The sequence below is a fragment of the Pseudomonas sp. NFACC43 genome, assembly GCF_900119645.1.
Taxonomy (GTDB): Bacteria; Pseudomonadota; Gammaproteobacteria; order Pseudomonadales; family Pseudomonadaceae; genus Aquipseudomonas.
Map to the genome: position 1 here is coordinate 290193 of NZ_FPKK01000008.1, position 15962 is coordinate 306154.

Annotated in this window: 15 protein-coding genes; 8 read left to right on the forward strand and 7 right to left on the reverse strand. The window is 61.9% G+C overall.

The window, feature by feature from the left end:
* Positions 1 to 3: 3 nt before the first annotated feature.
* Together BT179_RS16330 and BT179_RS16335 are read right to left on the reverse strand one after the other, a co-directional pair.
* Positions 4 to 777 carry a creatininase family protein gene (locus BT179_RS16330; RefSeq protein ID WP_072391769.1) on the reverse strand — a complete coding sequence of 258 codons (774 nt, stop codon included), beginning with the start codon at positions 775 to 777 and terminating at the stop codon, positions 4 to 6.
* Between the two features lie 50 nt (positions 778 to 827).
* The gene (locus BT179_RS16335; RefSeq protein ID WP_072391766.1) at positions 828 to 2153 is read right to left on the reverse strand and encodes an MFS transporter; all 1326 of its coding nucleotides are present in this window, start codon (positions 2151 to 2153) and stop codon (positions 828 to 830) included.
* Between the two features lie 128 nt (positions 2154 to 2281).
* Here BT179_RS16335 and BT179_RS16340 point away from each other — a divergent pair, with 128 nt between their 5' ends.
* Entirely contained in the window at positions 2282 to 3217 is a 936-nt protein-coding gene (locus BT179_RS16340; RefSeq protein ID WP_072391763.1) for a LysR family transcriptional regulator, read from the forward strand.
* A gap of 8 nt (positions 3218 to 3225) precedes the next feature.
* On the opposite strand, the gene BT179_RS16345 is transcribed toward BT179_RS16340, so the two are convergent.
* The 4 genes from BT179_RS16345 to BT179_RS16360 all read right to left on the reverse strand — a co-directional run bounded on the left by BT179_RS16345 (position 3226) and on the right by BT179_RS16360 (position 7224).
* Positions 3226 to 3900: a GntR family transcriptional regulator gene (locus BT179_RS16345; RefSeq protein ID WP_072391760.1), complete on the reverse strand. Its 675-nt coding sequence runs from the start codon at positions 3898 to 3900 to the stop codon at positions 3226 to 3228.
* Positions 3901 to 4059: 159 nt separating this feature from the next.
* Positions 4060 to 5343 (reverse strand): aspartate aminotransferase family protein, encoded by a 1284-nt coding sequence (locus tag BT179_RS16350; protein ID WP_072391757.1) that lies wholly within the window; start codon positions 5341 to 5343, stop codon positions 4060 to 4062.
* Positions 5333 to 6343 carry a transketolase family protein gene (locus tag BT179_RS16355; RefSeq protein ID WP_072431264.1) on the reverse strand — a complete coding sequence of 337 codons (1011 nt, stop codon included), beginning with the start codon at positions 6341 to 6343 and terminating at the stop codon, positions 5333 to 5335. Before BT179_RS16355 ends, BT179_RS16350 begins: the two co-directional genes overlap by 11 nt.
* Positions 6340 to 7224 (reverse strand): transketolase, encoded by an 885-nt coding sequence (locus BT179_RS16360; RefSeq protein ID WP_072391751.1) that lies wholly within the window; start codon positions 7222 to 7224, stop codon positions 6340 to 6342. Before BT179_RS16360 ends, BT179_RS16355 begins: the two co-directional genes overlap by 4 nt.
* 187 nt (positions 7225 to 7411) lie before the next feature.
* On the opposite strand from BT179_RS16360, the gene BT179_RS16365 reads away from it, so the two are divergent.
* The 6 genes from BT179_RS16365 (at position 7412) to BT179_RS16390 (ending at position 14067) form a co-directional block, all read left to right on the forward strand.
* On the forward strand, positions 7412 to 8803 hold the full coding sequence (locus tag BT179_RS16365) for an aminotransferase (protein WP_072431265.1): 1392 nt from the start codon (positions 7412 to 7414) through the stop codon (positions 8801 to 8803).
* A complete protein-coding gene (locus BT179_RS16370; RefSeq protein ID WP_072431266.1) occupies positions 8803 to 9909 on the forward strand; it encodes an ABC transporter ATP-binding protein in 1107 nt (368 codons plus the stop codon). The genes BT179_RS16365 and BT179_RS16370 overlap by 1 nt, the downstream gene beginning before the upstream one ends.
* A 150-nt stretch (positions 9910 to 10059) precedes the next feature.
* Positions 10060 to 11109 carry an ABC transporter substrate-binding protein gene (locus BT179_RS16375; RefSeq protein WP_072431267.1) on the forward strand — a complete coding sequence of 350 codons (1050 nt, stop codon included), beginning with the start codon at positions 10060 to 10062 and terminating at the stop codon, positions 11107 to 11109.
* A gap of 140 nt (positions 11110 to 11249) precedes the next feature.
* Positions 11250 to 12428 carry an ABC transporter permease gene (locus BT179_RS16380; protein ID WP_256343847.1) on the forward strand — a complete coding sequence of 393 codons (1179 nt, stop codon included), beginning with the start codon at positions 11250 to 11252 and terminating at the stop codon, positions 12426 to 12428.
* Positions 12429 to 12441: 13 nt separating this feature from the next.
* A complete protein-coding gene (locus BT179_RS16385) occupies positions 12442 to 13260 on the forward strand; it encodes an ABC transporter permease (RefSeq protein ID WP_072391739.1) in 819 nt (272 codons plus the stop codon).
* A 72-nt stretch (positions 13261 to 13332) separates the two neighbouring features.
* The gene (locus BT179_RS16390) at positions 13333 to 14067 is read left to right on the forward strand and encodes an SDR family NAD(P)-dependent oxidoreductase (RefSeq protein ID WP_072391736.1); all 735 of its coding nucleotides are present in this window, start codon (positions 13333 to 13335) and stop codon (positions 14065 to 14067) included.
* 24 nt (positions 14068 to 14091) lie between these two features.
* Here the strand turns inward: BT179_RS16390 and BT179_RS16395 are convergent, their stop codons facing one another.
* Positions 14092 to 14988: a LysR substrate-binding domain-containing protein gene (locus BT179_RS16395; RefSeq protein ID WP_072391733.1), complete on the reverse strand. Its 897-nt coding sequence runs from the start codon at positions 14986 to 14988 to the stop codon at positions 14092 to 14094.
* A 228-nt stretch (positions 14989 to 15216) separates the two neighbouring features.
* Here BT179_RS16395 and BT179_RS16400 point away from each other — a divergent pair, with 228 nt between their 5' ends.
* Positions 15217 to 15843 (forward strand): hydrolase, encoded by a 627-nt coding sequence (locus tag BT179_RS16400; RefSeq protein WP_072391730.1) that lies wholly within the window; start codon positions 15217 to 15219, stop codon positions 15841 to 15843.
* Positions 15844 to 15962: the final 119 nt, after the last annotated feature.

Genomic DNA, 15962 nt, shown 5'->3' on the forward strand with positions numbered 1-15962 from the left:
GGCTTACCTGGCTGATTGCAGTGTTTGCGGGTCCGGCATGGCCTCTCGGCTGAAGGCTTGCACCTCCTGCACCAGGCCTTGGGCGGCCATCATCACCAGTTGCCGACCTTTTTCCGGGGAGGCTTGCGCCGGGTCCGACCCCATGCGGCCATCCGGATGACGGGCACGGAAATCGGCAGCCTCCCGGATCGGGCCCCAGTTGGCGATCTGTGGCGAGTAGTCCGCCGTCTTGATGGCGTGGGGATAGGCCCATTGGGTCACGGCAATTTCCGACGGTGTCGCATGGATACCGTGGCCAGACGGGAACTGCTCCCGCGCCAGGTCATTGACCCCTTCCAGGTCCCACCAGTTGCACAATTTCAAGGCGAAGCCCGCCGGGCGACGGGCGAAACTCGCCTCGGCATAAAGCTCCGAAAACGCCGCTTCGATTGACGCGATATTGCCGCCATGTCCATTGAGGAAGAATATTTTTTCGAACCCGTGGGCAGCCAGGGAGCGTGTCCAGTCGCCGATGGCGGCGATGAACGTAGAAGGCCTGAGCGAGATCGTCCCCGGAAAACCGAGATGATGCTGGGCCATGCCGATGTTGAAGGTCGGAGCCACCAGGATATCGGCTGTCTGTTGTGCCTGATGGGCGATGATTTCCGGGCACATCCAGTCCGTGCCCAACAGCCCGGTGGGACCGTGCTGCTCGTTGGAGCCGATCGGAATGACGACGGTACGGCTGCGCTGGAGGAAATGCTCGATTTCGGCCCAGGTCGATAAATGCAGAAGCATGTGCGTTCTCTCTCTTGAATGGGTTCCTTGCGGAACACGTGGGTTGACGTTCAAAGCGCCTGTTCGATTCGCCCTGTACCCAGGGTCCGGTCGCGGTGCGCCAACGGTTTGCTCGCGATGATGACGAACGCTGTACACAGAAACACGCAACCGACCGCGACGATGCCGGGGGTCATACTGGCCGTCGATGTCTTTGCCCACCCGATCACCGCGGGGCCCCAGAAGCCGCCGCACAGACCGATGGTATTGATCAGTGCGATGCCGCCCGCTGCCGCCTCGCCCTTGATCAGTTCAGAGGGCATTGCCCACAGGACCGTATAGGCCATGAACATCATGGCAACCGCCAGCGTCAGCAGGACCAGGGAGAACAGCAGGCTCCCATCGGCATAGGGGTACAGGAGCAACGACATTGCCCCGATGCCTGCCGGCACCGCGCAGTGATAGCGGCGCTCTGCGAAGCGATCGGAGCGACGCCCGATCCAGTACATGCCCGCTGCTGCGGCTACATAGGGAATGGCGACATACCAACCCAATTGCATCATGCTCTGGATACCCTGGGCCTTGAGAATTGCCGGCAGCCAGAAACTCATGGCGTAGATCGAAAAAATGATGCAGAAATAGGCGCACGCCAGAATGTAGATCCTGCGATCGCGCAACACGGCCCCGAACGAGTGGCCCCCCTCCGGCCCTGCACCCAGCTCACGCTGCAATAGCTGTTTTTCGCCTGTGCTCAGCCAGCGAGCTTCGGCAGGATGGTTGCAAAGGCAGCAATAGGCGACCACACCCAGCAGGACGCAGGGCAAGCCTTCGATCAGGAACATCCATTGCCATCCGACGAGCCCACCCACGCCTTCGAACGTGGTGATCAGCCATGCCGACAGCGGACCGCCGGCAATGCCGCCCACCGGACCGGCAATGAATACGATCGCAATGGCCCGGGCCATCCGCTTGGGGCCGTACCAGCAAGACAGGTAATAGATCATTCCCGGGGCGAAACCGGCTTCGAAGACACCCAGCAGAAATCGCATGGCGTAGAACATCGGCACATTGCGTACGAACAGCATGCAGGCCGAGGTGATGCCCCATAGCACCAGGATGCGACTGAAGGTCTTTCTGGCCCCCACCTTGGGCAACATCAGGTTGCTGGGCACCTCGAACAGCACATAGCCCAGAAAGAACACACCTGCACCGACACCATATGCAGCGTCGGATAACCCAAGGTCGTTCTGCATCTGCAATTTGGCAAAGCCGACGTTGATCCGGTCCAGATACGCGAAGACGTAGCAGACGAACAGGAGCGGCAACAGGCGCCAGTTGAGTTTGCGGTACAGGGTTGCAAGGGCCGCGGCGGAAGCCGGCGTCACGACGGTCGACATGGGGAGTCTCCAGTTTCTTGTTGCTCTGACGTGCCGAGGATGTTGCGCCGACAACGCAGACAGCAGCAAGAGCAACTATGTTCGTGTATTGTTGCCCTATGAGCAACGCACAAACTGAGGGAGAACCCATGCGCGAGATCAACCAGCAACGCTTGCGGTACTTCCATGAAGTGCTGACCCACGGATCGATCCGTGGCGCGGCGGACAGCATCAACACCTCGCCGTCGGTGATCACCCGTCAGATCAAACTGCTGGAAGAGGAACTGGGCACCCGACTGTTCGAACGCCAGGCCCGCGGCGTCCAGCCCACCGAGGCTGCCGCGCACCTGCTGGAGTTCTGGCGCGGCTATCGATCACACCAGGAGAAGCTCGAAGACCAGCTCCAGGCCATCAAGGGGCTGCAATTGGGACAGGTGCGGGTCGTCATCAGCGAGGGCTATGTCGATACCCTGGTGGACCATGTGCTCGCGCCGTTCTGCAAGCAGTACCCCAAGCTCGACATCCGGTTGGACATATTGCCGGTGGACGACGTGCTGAACGAGATTGCCGAGAATCGTGCGCATATCGGCCTGGCCTACAACCCTCCTGCGCACCCGCATATCGATTACCGAGCGACGTCCCGGCAGCCCGTCATGCTGCTGGTTCGCCCGGACCATGCGCTGGCGTTGCGCGGAGCAATGGCCACCGTCGCCGACCTGCTCGAATGCCGGTTGGTGCTGACACCGACGACCTTCGGGATCGGCCATGCGTTGAAGATGCTCGAGTATGCCGAGAAGATCCAGATCCGCCCGGCGCTGGTCAGCAATTCGTTGGCCGCCCTCAAGCGCCTTGTCGCCTCCGGTGAGTTTGCCTCGCTGTTGGGCGAAGTGGCGGCCTACCGAGAGATTGCCCAGGGCAACCTCGCGGCCGTGGCCATCGACCATCCCTTGTTCCTGGGCGTGGAGGCGAAACTGTTGGTGAAGGCCGGACGCCCGCTGGCGGCACCGGCCCAGGAACTGCTCGACTGGATGCTGCGGCGTTTGCCGATGTTCGCCAGCGGCGACCCTGGCCAGCCAGGTGCTTGAACTGCAGGCTAAGCCGTCTTGCCCTCGGTTTCGTCGATGAATTTCAGGATGCTGATACCGCCACGCAGGATATCGTCGGCGATGGCCTTGCGAGCCTTTGCCGGTTTCCTGTCTCTCAGAGCGTCGATCAACACCAGGTGTTCGTCGGCGCCGATGTAGGAGTTGTGGCCGAAGGTATAGAACAGATTCAGGATCGGGCCCATGGACACCCAGAGGCTCTCGATTTGCGCGGTAAGCATGTCCATGCCCGACAGCCGGTAGAGGGTGAAGTGGAACTCGCGATTGTGATGCATCGCAGCGAGGCCGTCGTTCTGTCGATCGGCTTGTTCGAAGGCATTGTGCAGTTCCAGCAGCTTCGCCAGGTCGGCATCGGTCACATGGTGCGTCGCCAGTTCCGCAGCCAGCCCTTCCAGGGCAATGCGGATGGTACGGACCTCCAGATAGCGCGCCCGGGTCAATGCAGGCACGGTCGCAAACCGGCCGGATCGAAGCTCCAGGCCGCGCTCGCTCACCAGCCGAAGGCATGCTTCACGCACCGGCGTCACACTGGTTCCCAGTCGCTCTGCCAGATCCTGCATGACCAACCGTTCCCCCGGCTTGAAATTGCCGGCGATCAGTCCTTCGCGAATCGAATAGTACGCCCGGGCCGAAAGGTTGCCTTGTTCCAAGGGTTGAATCTGCACAGTTCACTCCTAATGATGACCGTCCCGTGCCATGACAGGACTTTCCCATACCCATACGCGATAAGCCGCCACTTATAACATATAGGCAGCCGAGTTCCGACAAGCGCCCGCACCGAAGGCAGCGGTCAGGCTGCCTCCGGTGCCTGGCGCCAGGAACGATCAGACCAGGGTCTTCAACACGTCCTCCATCACCCCGAGGGACTCATCCAGGATCTCCCGAGTATGAGCGGTGCAGAGGTATAGCCGCTTGAGCTGCATCGGCTGGAAGATAAGCCGCTTCTCGATCAAACGCTGACGAAAGGCCACATCGAGTGCGTCATCGTTGCGCAGCAGGTCCGTGTACTGGCTGTACGGTCCCTCGAAGAAATACAGCAGCCAGGCCGAGCCATAACCGGCGCTCTGTGCGGGAATCCCGAGGCGCTGGACGATGAGGTCCAGCTGGGCACGCATATAGTCGCCCAACTCGAACAGCTTCTCGTAGGTCCCGGGGCGCGCCAACTCTTCAAGAGTCGCCTGCACGGCCGCCAACGTCGAAGGTGTGCCATTGCAGGTGCCGCCCATGAACACGCCCTTGGGCCCGGTCAAACCGATCAAGTGCATCAGTTCCCGTTTACCGGCGATGAACCCTACGGGATAGCCGGATGAGGCGGCCTTGCCGAAGGTGGCCAGGTCCGGGGTCACCCCGACGATGGACTGATAGCCTCCCAATGCATGCCGGAAGCCAGTGATCACCTCATCGAAGATCAGCACGACGCCATGGGCGCTGGTCAGGCTGCGCAGGTCTTTGAGGAATGCATCCGTAGCAGCCACCGCCCCCATGTTGTGAGCGATGGGTTCGACGATGATCGCAGCCACCTCGCCCGGGTGAGCCTTGAGGTACCGCTCCACCGAGTCGGCATCGTTATAGGGCAGGATGATCGTGTATTCGGCGGCGGCGCGCAGGATTCCGTCGGACATCGGATCGAATTGACCGATGCGCTCCCGGGTCGTCTGCCCGTTCATGGCGACATAATCGTGCCAGCCGTGGTAACCGCCCTGGAACTTGATGATCCGTTTGCGTCCCGTCGCCGCGCGGGCCAGTCGCAAGGCGTGATAGGTGGCCTCCGATCCGCTGTTGCAGAATGCGATCTGCTCGGCGCAGGGAATGTACTGGACCAGTGTCTCCGCCACTTCGACTTCCAGGTCGGTGATGCCGGCCCCCATCAGGTCCATGCGCTGGGCGACTTCGAAAACCCGGTCCCGTATCGCCGGATGCCCATGGCCCAGTACATGGGCACCGAATCCACAGTGGAAGTCAGTGTGGCGTTGCCCGTCCGCGTCGAAGAGATAGGCCCCTTGCGCACGTACGAATGCGTAGGGTTGCCCGAGCCTGCGACTGGGGCTCAGGTGTCCACCGGGCAGTACCTTTTGTGCGCGTGCATACCACGCCTGGTTAGCCGACATGACGCTGCTCCTTGCCGGAGAACCGGGCCAGCGCCTGGCGGGTGACGGCTTCGATACCCGCCGCGTCCAGCCGATAGTGACGGTACAGGTGGGTGGGCGGTGCGATCAGGCTGTACTCGTCATGGATACCATGACGGACCAGGCGCACGCCGATGCCCTCATCCGCCAGCACTTCGGCCACAGCGCCTCCCAGGCCGCCGAGTACGTTGTGCTCCTCCACGGTGATGAGCAGGTTCGTTGCGGCGGCAGCCTTCAGGATGGCTTCGCGGTCGATGGGCTTGAGGGTGTGCATGTCGATGACCCCCACCGTCAGGCCGCTATCGGCAAGGGCGTTGGCCGCCTCCAGGGTCGGGTGCAGCATGCTGCCGGTGGCGATCAGGGTCACGTCGGCACCGACGCGATGGACGATGGCCTTGCCGAACTCGAAAGTGACGTTTTGCGGATAGACGTTGGGCTCCTGGCCACGCCCGATGCGGAAATAGATCGGCTGCGGATGATGAATCGATGCGCGGATGGCAGCCGCCAGCTGTGGGCCGTCCGCCGGGGCGACCACCGTGAGGTCGGCGATGCTGCGCATGATCGCGATGTCCTCGGTGGCATGGTGGGAAGTGCCGTAGAACCCCAGGCTGATGCCGGTGTGATGACCGATCAGCCGGACCGGCAGCGCCGAGTACGCCACGTCCATGCGGATCTGCTCGCAGCACAGCAACGCCAGGAACGAAGCGAACGTGGCGACGTAAGGTGTGGTCCCGGTGGTGGCGATGCCCGCGGCGGCACTCACCATGTTCTGCTCGGCGATACCGAACTGGATGAACAGCTCCGGGTGCTTGTCGGCGAAACGGTTGAGGCCGTTGGAGTACTGCAGGTCGGCCGTCCCGACGGCAATCGAGTGGCCGTCGGCAACCAGGTCCAGGAGGCCTTCCGAGAGATAGTCGAGCCCGGGATTGATCGCGTTCAGCTGGCGATACTGCCAGCTGGCCGGCTTGACTGGCGCACTCATTGAACACCTCCATTGACCTTGATTTCTTCGATCGCCAGCGCTTCGTCTTCTGGCGCGAGCCAGCCCAGGTGCCATCCCGGTTCGGTCTCCATGTACCCCACCCCCTTGCCCTTGGCCGTCAGTGCGATCACGCAGACCGGGCGCTCGCGCGCGGGCTGCGCTTTCAACTCACGAAACAGCGTCGCGAGCGCCGCCACGTCATGGCCGTCCACCTCCCTGACATCCCAGCCAAAGGCACGCCATTTATCGGCCAGGGGCTCGATACCCACCACATCGTCGACCTTGCCGTCGAGCTGGTAGCCGTTGCGATCGACGATGGCAATGAGGTTGCCGGTCTTGTGGTGCGCCGCCGCCAGCGCGGCTTCCCAGACCTGCCCCTCCTGCATCTCTCCGTCACCCAGCAATACGTAGACATCGAATGCCTGCCCCCGCAGGCGCGCACCCAGGGCCATGCCCAAACCGCCCGACAAGGCATGACCGATGGACCCCGAGCTGAAATCGATGCCCGGCACCTTGCGCATATCCGGGTGATCGCCCAAGGGGCTGCCCAGTCGGGTGTAATCATCGAGCCAGGCCTTGTCGAAGAAGTCCCAGTCGGCGAGCAACGGGTATAGCCCGACAGCGGCGTGCCCCTTGCCCATCAGGAAGCGGTCGCGCTGCGGCCACTTCGGTTCGCCGCGCTTGAGGCGCATGGCGTCGTAATACAGCGCCGAAAATATTTCGGCGCAGGAAAACACCGAGGTGTAGTGGCCGACCTTGGCGATGGAAATCAGTCGCACCGTTTCGAGACGCACGAACAGCGCGCGTTCTTTCAAACGTGCGACCTGCTCGGGCGTCAACGGCATTACGGGGTCACGAACCGCAGGGTTTGCAGCGGGCATGAGGGCACTCCTGAGTGGGTTGATCGAGGCCTGACGCGGCCTTCTTCTTACAACTTATAAGTTATATTTTGTAGAATCAACCACCGATCGACGGTTTATTTTTTTCTCGTCGAGGGCTTGCGTGACGTTGAATTCAGTGCCAATCATATAAGTTATAAGTGATCAGCAGCCCTCAACGAGGTTTTTCATGATGCAGGAAACGCCCCTTCCCTTAACCGAACTGGCCCGCACAGACGTGCGTTTTCATCTGCATTCGCAGACCAATCTGCGGGCGCATCAACAACATGGCCCGCTGGTCATCGAACGTGGATCGGGGATTCATGTGACGGATGAACATGGTCGCGACTACATCGAGGGGATGTCGGGCCTCTGGTGTGCGGGGCTTGGCTTTTCCAATGCGAGGCTGGTGCAGGCCGCACAGCGCCAGATGTCGGTCTTGCCCTACTACCACACCTTCAACCATCGTGTGCCGAGCGTGGTCGCGCAGTTGGCCGAACGCATTGCCTGCCTGGTGCCGTTCGATAGGCCAAAGGTGTTTTTCGCCTGTTCGGGCTCGGAAGCCAACGACTCGATGATCAAGCTCGCCTGGGCCTATCATCGTGCTCGTGGCCATGGCGACAAGCGCAGGATCATCGCCCACCAGAAAGGTTTCCATGGTTCGACGGTAATGGGCGCCAGCCTGTCGGGGCTGCCCAACATGCACGCGGCGTTCGGCCTGCCCCTGCAAGACAGCGTCCTGCATGTGCAATGTCCGCATTTCTATCGCTACGGTGCCGAAGGAGAAAATGAAGCGCAGTTCACCGAGCGCCTGCTACGGGACCTCGAGCAACGCATCGAGGCCGTGGGCGCGGACTCCATCGCTGCCTTCATCTCCGAACCGGTGATGGGAGCCGGTGGCGTGATCGTGCCGCCGCCAGGTTACTTCGCCGGTGTGCAGGCGATCCTGAAGAAGCACGACATCCTGTTCCTTGCCGACGAGATCATCTGCGGCTTCGGCCGCACCGGCCAATGGTTCGGCCATCAGACCCTGGGTTTTGCGCCTGACATGATGGCCTGTGCCAAGAGCTTGTCATCGGGTTATCAACCGATTTCCTGCGTGGTGGTCGCCGGAGATATCTACACGGCCATCGAAGAACAAAGCCAGCAACTGGGCGGCTTTGGCCACGGCTTTACTTATTCCGGGCACCCGGTGGCGGCCGCCGTTGCCCTTGAAACCCTGACCATCTACGAAGAAATGCGTTTGCCGCAACTCACGCGAGAACTGGGGAGCTTCCTGCACCAGCAACTCGAACCGCTGCTCGACCATCCGCTGATCGGGGAGATTCGGGGGGTGGGCCTGGTGGCCGGACTGGAACTGGTTGCGGACAAACGAACCCGCGCCTCCTTCCCCGTCGACCGCACCATCGGTGTTCAGGTCGAACGGGCCTGTCGGGCGAACGGCCTGATCGTGCGCAACATGGGGGACTCCATTGCCCTGGCCCCGCCTTTCATCATCACCGCCGAAGAGATCGTCGAGCTGGTAGCCCGCCTGAAGCGCGCGCTCGATACCGTCGCCTTGGCCAACGGGTTGTCACTGTGATGAACGCCAAGGTCTCTATCTCCCAAAGCACCCAGCCCCTGATCGAGTTCAATGGGGTCCAGAAAAGCTATGACGGCAAGACCCTGGTCATCAAGGATCTGAACCTGGGCATCAGTCGTGGCGAATTCCTGACCCTGTTGGGCGCCTCGGGCTCCGGCAAGACCACCACGCTGATGATGCTGGCCGGTTTCGAGACGCCAACCCGGGGCGAAATCCGCATGGGCGGCACGCCGATCCAGAAAAAGCCGGCGCATCAGCGTGGCATGGGCATGGTGTTCCAGAACTACGCCTTGTTTCCCCACATGAGCGTCGAGGAAAACCTCGCCTACCCGTTGAAGATGCGTGGCCTCAAGCGCGCCGATCTGCAAGCCAAGGTCAAGCGCGCCATCGACATGGTGCAATTGCATGGCATGCAACAGCGGCGCATCACCGAGCTTTCCGGTGGGCAGCAGCAACGCGTGGCCCTTGCCAGGGCGATGGTCTTCGAGCCCGAGATCATTCTGATGGACGAGCCTCTGGGAGCCCTGGACAAGAATCTTCGCGAACACATGCAGTACGAGATCAAGCAACTGCACAAGTCCCTCGGCGTCACCGTGGTCTACGTGACTCACGACCAGAGCGAAGCCCTGACGATGTCGGACCGGATCGCGGTCTTCCACCAGGGCGATATCGCCCAGATCGGCTCGCCGGCGGCGCTGTACGAACATCCGGAAAACGCCTACGTCGCCAACTTCATTGGCGAGAACAACGTGCTGGTCGGTACCGGCCGACGGCGCGACGAACAGAGTTGCGAAGTGATCCTGGAAAACGGCCTGCAGCTCACCGGGTCCGCCAAGGCGCTGAAAAACCCTCGACCGGAGCGGGTGGAACTGGTCATCCGCCCGGAGAACATTCGCCTGGGCCCTAGCGAGACCATGCCCTGGCAGGCCACGGTGACCGACACCGTCTACCTCGGCGACCACTTGCGGGTGCACCTGCGCCTGGGCAACGAACAACCCCTGGTGGTGAAAGTGGCCAATAACGCGCTCTTCAAGCAACTGCGGCCCGGTCAGGTGACCGGCTTCGACTGGAGTACCGACGACGCCCATCTATTCGAACTGAACTGATCCACCGTCGCACCCTGAACCATAAGTCTCGACAACAATAATGATCCGAGAGGCAACCATGCACACCCTTTCCGACACCGTCTAGTTCGTTACTGCCCGTTTGTGAACCTTGTATTTCCCTTACATCCTCAAACAGCAGGAGGGACACCCATGTCCTCGATATTGCGCCGCACCGCACTGACTACCATCTGCGCCGTCACCTTGTTCTCCAGCCAGGCGCTCCTGGCGAGGGACCTCACCGTCGTCGGTTTCGGTGGCGCCACCCAGGAAGCCTTCGACAAGGCTTACTTCAAGCCATACGCCGCGCAAAGCGGCAAGCCAGTCGTGCAGGACACCTACGACGGCGGCATCGCCAAGCAAAAGGCCATGGTCCAGGCCGGCAACCCGACCTGGGACGTGGTCCAGATGGATGAGAACGAGATGGCGCTGGCCTGCGAGCAAGGCCTGCTGGAGCCCCTCGACCGCAGCAGGTTGAACAGTGCCGCGGACATCGCCCCCGACAAGTTCGCGCCTTGCGGCGTAGGCGCCATTGTCTGGTCGGAAGTCATGACCTACGACCACAGGAAATTCCCCAGCGAGGGTCCGCAGACCTGGGCCGACTTCTGGAACGTCAAGAAATGGCCTGGCAAGCGTGGCCTGCGCAAGCAGGCTCGCATGACCCTGGAAATCGCCCTCATGGCCGATGGTGTAAAGCCTGCCGATGTCTACACGGTGCTGGCGACCAAGGCCGGACAGGACCGAGCCTTCGCCAAGCTCGATGAAATCAAGCCGCATATCCAATGGTGGGAAACCGGCGCCCAGCCCCTGGAATGGTTGTCTTCGGGCAGCATCGCCGTCACGGCGGCCTACAACGGACGCATCGCCATCGCCAACCAGCAGGGCGCGCATTTTCCGCTGATCTGGAACCAGCAGCTCTACAGCATGGATTACTGGACCATCATCAAAGGCACGCCGAACCTCAAGGAAAGCTATGCCCTGCTCGACTACATGCTCAGCCCGAAAGCCCAGGGTGCCTTCGTCCAGGCCATCCCTTACGGCATCGTCAACGGCAAGGCCCAGGCGGCACTGGACAAGCAAACCCTGAACAACCTGCCCACCGCGCCGGCGAACCTGGAAAACGCCTTGCTGCTCGATACACCGTTCTGGGTCAACTACGAGGAAGACCTCATGGCTCGCTTCACCAACTGGGCGGCGAAGTAGATCCATCCCTTTGAATGGCGGCTTCGTTATCGAAGCCGCTGACATCCCATTCCGAGGTCATCGATATGTTCGCCCCTGCATTGGATTCACTCGCCAGCGCCCACCAGAGATCCAGCCGGCACAAACGGCTCGTTTCTGTCTTGCTGCTTTTGCCGCTGCTGGCCTACACCGCCGTATTCTTCGTTCTGCCCATCGGCATGATGCTCTATCGTGCCGTCAGCAATCCGGAGCTGGTCCAGGCATTCCCCCGCACCGTCCAGGCATTGGAACAGGAAATACGCCGTGACGCCTCGAGCCTGCCCGGCGACGCGGTGTTCGAAGCGATCGAGCAGGATTTCATCCACGCCGGGAACATGGGCGTCATGGGTGAAGCCGCGCGGCGCATGAACTATGAAAACAGCGGCTACCGTTTCCTCATCACGGCCACCGCCCGCCGCTACCAGTGGCCTGCCAACCAGCAACCCGTCAACGGTGAGACACCCCGGGCGCGCCTGGTGACCATTGATCCGCGCTGGGCAACCCCCGAGCTTTGGAATGCGTTCGAGCGTGCATCACCGGCGTATACATCCTATTACCTGCTCAGCGCCCTAGACCTGGAGCGTACGGCTGACGGCATCCAGCGCGTGCCCGCGGAGAAACGGGTCTACCTGGACCTCACTTTCAAGACCCTGAAGATCGCCTTCGTTGTCTCGGTGCTGTGCCTGCTGCTGGGCTTTCCCTTCGCCGTCCTGCTGGTCAAGGCGTCGCGGCCGTTCCAGATGCTGCTGATCCTGGCGGTGATGCTGCCCTTCTGGACCTCATTGCTGGCCCGCACCACGGCCTGGATCGTGGTGCTTCAAGAGAAGGGCATCGTCAATACCCTGCTGCTCAAGCTCGGCCTGATCGACCATCCGTTGCCCATGATCTTCGATGCCCTGGGGGTCTACATCGTCATGGTGCACATCCTGCTGCCGTTCACCGTCCTGCCGTTGTACAGCGTGATGAAAGGCATCGAGGCCCATTACATGCGCGCCTCGGGGTCCCTCGGCGCGCACCCGGTTCGCGGTTTCCTGCACGTCTACTTGCCCATGACCCTGACCGGCATCGGTTCCGGCACGCTGCTGACGTTCATTGTCGCGGCAGGCTACTACGTCACCCCAACCCTGGTGGGCAGCGCACGAGAGCAGATGCTTGGCTACTTCATCGCGTTCTACACCAACACCACGGTGAACTGGGGCATGGCTTCGGCACTGGGCCTGGTGCTGATCCTCTGTGTCATGGCGATCTACCTGGTCGCTGCCCGACTGGTGGGCATCCGCCAGATCGCCGGACTCAAGTAATCGGGAAAATCCTATGAATCATTTCACCCTGTGTTTCATCAGCCGCAACCTTTTGCGCCTGTTCGGGCTCCTCATGATCGTCTTCATGATCGCGCCCTTGCTGGCGGTGGTGCCCATCTCCTTCAGCAGCGGCACCTTCCTGTCCTATCCGCTGCCGGGATTGTCATTGCGCTGGTACGAGAAAGTGTTCAGCGCCGGCCCCTGGCTGCAGTCGCTGCGCAACAGCCTGCTGGTGGGCTGCGCCTCGACGGCGCTGGCGACATTGCTGGGCACCCTGGCGGCCCTGGCCTTCGCCCGACGCAACCTGCCCGGCGCCACCCATGTGTTGGCCTTGCTGATTTCGCCCATGATCATTCCACCGGTGATTTCGGGGCTGGGCATGTATTTTCTGTTCGGCCAACTGGGGCTCACAGGCACCCTGACCGGAATGATCCTGGCTCATACCGTGCTGGCGACCCCCTTCGTCCTCATCAACGTTGCCGCCAGCCTGCAAGGCCTGGACATGAGCCTGCTGAGGGCCGCGGCAATGGCCGGGGCCTCACCGGTACGGGCGTTCATCGATGTCGCCTTGCCCATCATCGCGCCTGGGGTGATATCGGGGGCGCTGTTTGCCTTCATGACGTCGTTCGACGAGATTGTCGTCGTACTGTTCATCGGCGGCCCCGGCCAGCGCACGCTGCCGCGGCAGATGTTCGACGGTATTCGTGACACCATCGATCCGTCGATTGTCGCCATGTCATCGTTCCTGCTGGTGGTGGGCCTGTTGGGCCTGCTGGCCACGACCTGGCTTTCCCTGCGTTCGAACAGGTCCCTGAACCAACCGGCAGCGTGACCCGCGACTGCCCCCATTCCCTCACCGACGCCGTCCGGTCAAGAGGCGGCAAGACCTTCAGGAGCAACACCCATGTATATCGTGACAGGCGGCACCCAGGGCATCGGCGCCGCAACCGTGGAAAAACTCGCCAGCCTCGGCCATCCGGTGGTGTTCACCGGGCGCGATCCATCTGCAGGTAGCCAATTGGCCGAGCGCTTGCCCGACTGCACCTTTGTGCCGGGCGACGTACTGAACGAAGACGATTGCCGTCACGTCGTGGCGACGGCGCTGCAATTGGGCGACGGCAAGCTGGCGGGCCTGGTGAACAATGCCGGCATGTCAGGACGCAAGACCTTTACCGACACCACGCAGCAGGAATGGGACCTGCTGTTCGCCGTCAATACTCGCTCGGTCTTCTTCTACACCAAGCACGCGCTGCCAGGCCTGATCGCAGGTCGCGGCGCCGTGGTGAACGTTTCGTCCATCGCGGGCAAGACCGGCGAGCAGGGGCTTGCCACCTACTGCGCCAGCAAGGCCGCCCTCCTCGGCCTGACCCAGGCCCTGGCGCTGGAATACGGCGGCCAGGTGCGCTTCAACGCCGTCTGCCCGGGGCAAATCGCCACGCGAATGATGGATGCCATCGTCAACGACGAAAAACGGCTCGCCGCGCTGACAGCCAGGATTCCCGAGGGCCGCCTGGCCAGCGCAGCAGAAGTTGCCCAGGCCATCTGCTGGTTGCTTTCGCCAGAATCCAGCTATGTGAACGGCACCACCCTGACAGTCGATGGCGGTGAAACCGCCGGCCTGCTCACGCCAAGGTCCTAGCGATCGGCACGCCCGTCAGGTCGATCAGACACGGGCAGGTCCGGCAAAGTGCGGCGACTGCCCGAACGATTCGATCAAGAGCTCGGTGAGTATGCGTATCTTGCGCGCGGGATGCTGGCCTGGCGGGCGCACGACATAGGCACCCGCCGGTGGCGGCGGATACCGCGTCATGATCGGTACCAGCGCCCCCGAAACCCTGTCTTCGTGGGTGAGGCAATCCGGCAGGTACGCAACCCCGAGCCCTGCGACGGCGGCCGCCACCAGTGCGGTGCCATTGTCGGCCTTGAAGCGCCCGTGGGGACGTACCGTGACGATCTGGTCGCCATCCATGAATTGCCAGGTCTCGGTGCTTTGCATGAGGGCCTCATGGTGGATGAGCTCGTCCGGCGACTCGGGTGCGCCATGGGCCTGAATGTAGGCCGGGCTGGCCACCAGCTTCGTGTAGATCGGCCCGATGCACCTTGCGATCAGGTTCGAATCCGGAAGGTAGCCAACCCGAATCGCACAATCGAAACCCTCGGCAATGAGGTCGACGAAGCGGTCGCTGTAGCAGGTCTGGATATGGAGCTGGGGATGACGCCGCGCCAGTTCAGCAAGCATCGGGGCAAAGTGGGTCGGTCCAAAGGACAGCGGCGCGGCCACCCGCAGTCGGCCACGCAGGGCGCCGGCGGGCAGGATGGTTTCCTTGGCGATCTCTATTTCGGCGCAGACCCTGGCGGCGTAGTCCCGGAATGTCGCCCCGGCTTCCGTCAGCGCTGCCCCGCGGGTAGTGCGCGCAAGCAACTGGATACCCAGTTCCGCCTCAAGCCTGGCAAGCCTGCGGCTGACGATCGACTTGGACACCCCCAGCCGCACCGCCGCAGCGGACACCCCTGCGGCATCGGCGACTTCCACGAAGGTCTGCAGCTCTTCGATATCCAAATCAGCGTTCCTCGTTCTGCAACACAGCAAGCCTCGGGATGCTACTACTGCAGCGGTCGAGGGAACAGCACAATCCTGCTTCCTGGCGATGTCGCCGCTGGCGCGTTTCCGGGAGAACCAAACCACTCACAACATCAGTAGAGGCGTCGTCACGGCGGTGGTTATCCACCTGGCCGTGTCCCGCTCCTCCTACCTGCGTGTAGTACAACTGAGAAAAGGATCCGCAAAATGACAAGCGAGATTATCCGCAACCCCCATACCGACCAGCTCTTGTCGCCTGAAAACTCGATGTTGATCATCATCGACTACCAGCCGATCCAGGTATCCTCGATCCGCTCGATGCCCCGTGACGAACTGGTCTTCAACATCACGAGCGTCGCCAAGGCGGCCGTCAACTACCACCTTCCCATCGTCCATTCGACCGTCAACGTCGCGACCGGCCGCAACAAGCCACCGATCCAGGAACTGCAGGACGTGCTTGGCCATTTGCCGACCTACGACCGCACCTCGATCAACAGCTGGGAAGACACCGAGTTCAAGCAGGCGGTCAAGGCGATGGGCCGGCGCAAGCTCATCATGACCGCGCTCTGGACCGAAGCCTGTCTCACGTTCCCGGTGCTGGACGCCCTCCAGGAGGGTTACGAGGTCTATGTACCGGTGGATGCGGTCGGCGGTACATCGCCCGCCGCCCATGAGGCGGCTCTGCGCCGCATCGAACAGGCAGGTGCGAAACTCATCAGCCGGGTGCAGATGTACTGCGAGCTCCAGCGCGACTGGGCACGTGAATCAACCCTACCGGGCTTCATGGGGGTATTCGAAAACGCGGATGGCTTCAACGCTGAAAAAGCGCGCTAGGAAACGACGCGAGACGCTCCAGGCTGTTGAAACGTGAACAAGATGGGCCCGCGAATGCGGGCGCCATCCTTGTTGCTTCCTCGGCTGTTTTCGCCTTGCCTGACCTTCGTCTCAAGACT

Coding starts and splice junctions, on each gene's coding strand:
- BT179_RS16355 (WP_072431264.1), bottom strand. CDS start 6,343: ATGAGTGCGCCAGTCAAGCCGGCCAGCTGGCAGTATCGCCAGCTGAAC.
- BT179_RS16365 (WP_072431265.1), top strand. CDS start 7,412: ATGATGCAGGAAACGCCCCTTCCCTTAACCGAACTGGCCCGCACAGAC.
- BT179_RS16335 (WP_072391766.1), bottom strand. CDS start 2,153: ATGTCGACCGTCGTGACGCCGGCTTCCGCCGCGGCCCTTGCAACCCTG.
- BT179_RS16340 (WP_072391763.1), top strand. CDS start 2,282: ATGCGCGAGATCAACCAGCAACGCTTGCGGTACTTCCATGAAGTGCTG.
- BT179_RS16350 (WP_072391757.1), bottom strand. CDS start 5,343: ATGTCGGCTAACCAGGCGTGGTATGCACGCGCACAAAAGGTACTGCCC.
- BT179_RS16400 (WP_072391730.1), top strand. CDS start 15,217: ATGACAAGCGAGATTATCCGCAACCCCCATACCGACCAGCTCTTGTCG.
- BT179_RS16390 (WP_072391736.1), top strand. CDS start 13,333: ATGTATATCGTGACAGGCGGCACCCAGGGCATCGGCGCCGCAACCGTG.
- BT179_RS16330 (WP_072391769.1), bottom strand. CDS start 777: ATGCTTCTGCATTTATCGACCTGGGCCGAAATCGAGCATTTCCTCCAG.
- BT179_RS16370 (WP_072431266.1), top strand. CDS start 8,803: ATGAACGCCAAGGTCTCTATCTCCCAAAGCACCCAGCCCCTGATCGAG.
- BT179_RS16375 (WP_072431267.1), top strand. CDS start 10,060: ATGTCCTCGATATTGCGCCGCACCGCACTGACTACCATCTGCGCCGTC.
- BT179_RS16385 (WP_072391739.1), top strand. CDS start 12,442: ATGAATCATTTCACCCTGTGTTTCATCAGCCGCAACCTTTTGCGCCTG.
- BT179_RS16360 (WP_072391751.1), bottom strand. CDS start 7,224: ATGCCCGCTGCAAACCCTGCGGTTCGTGACCCCGTAATGCCGTTGACG.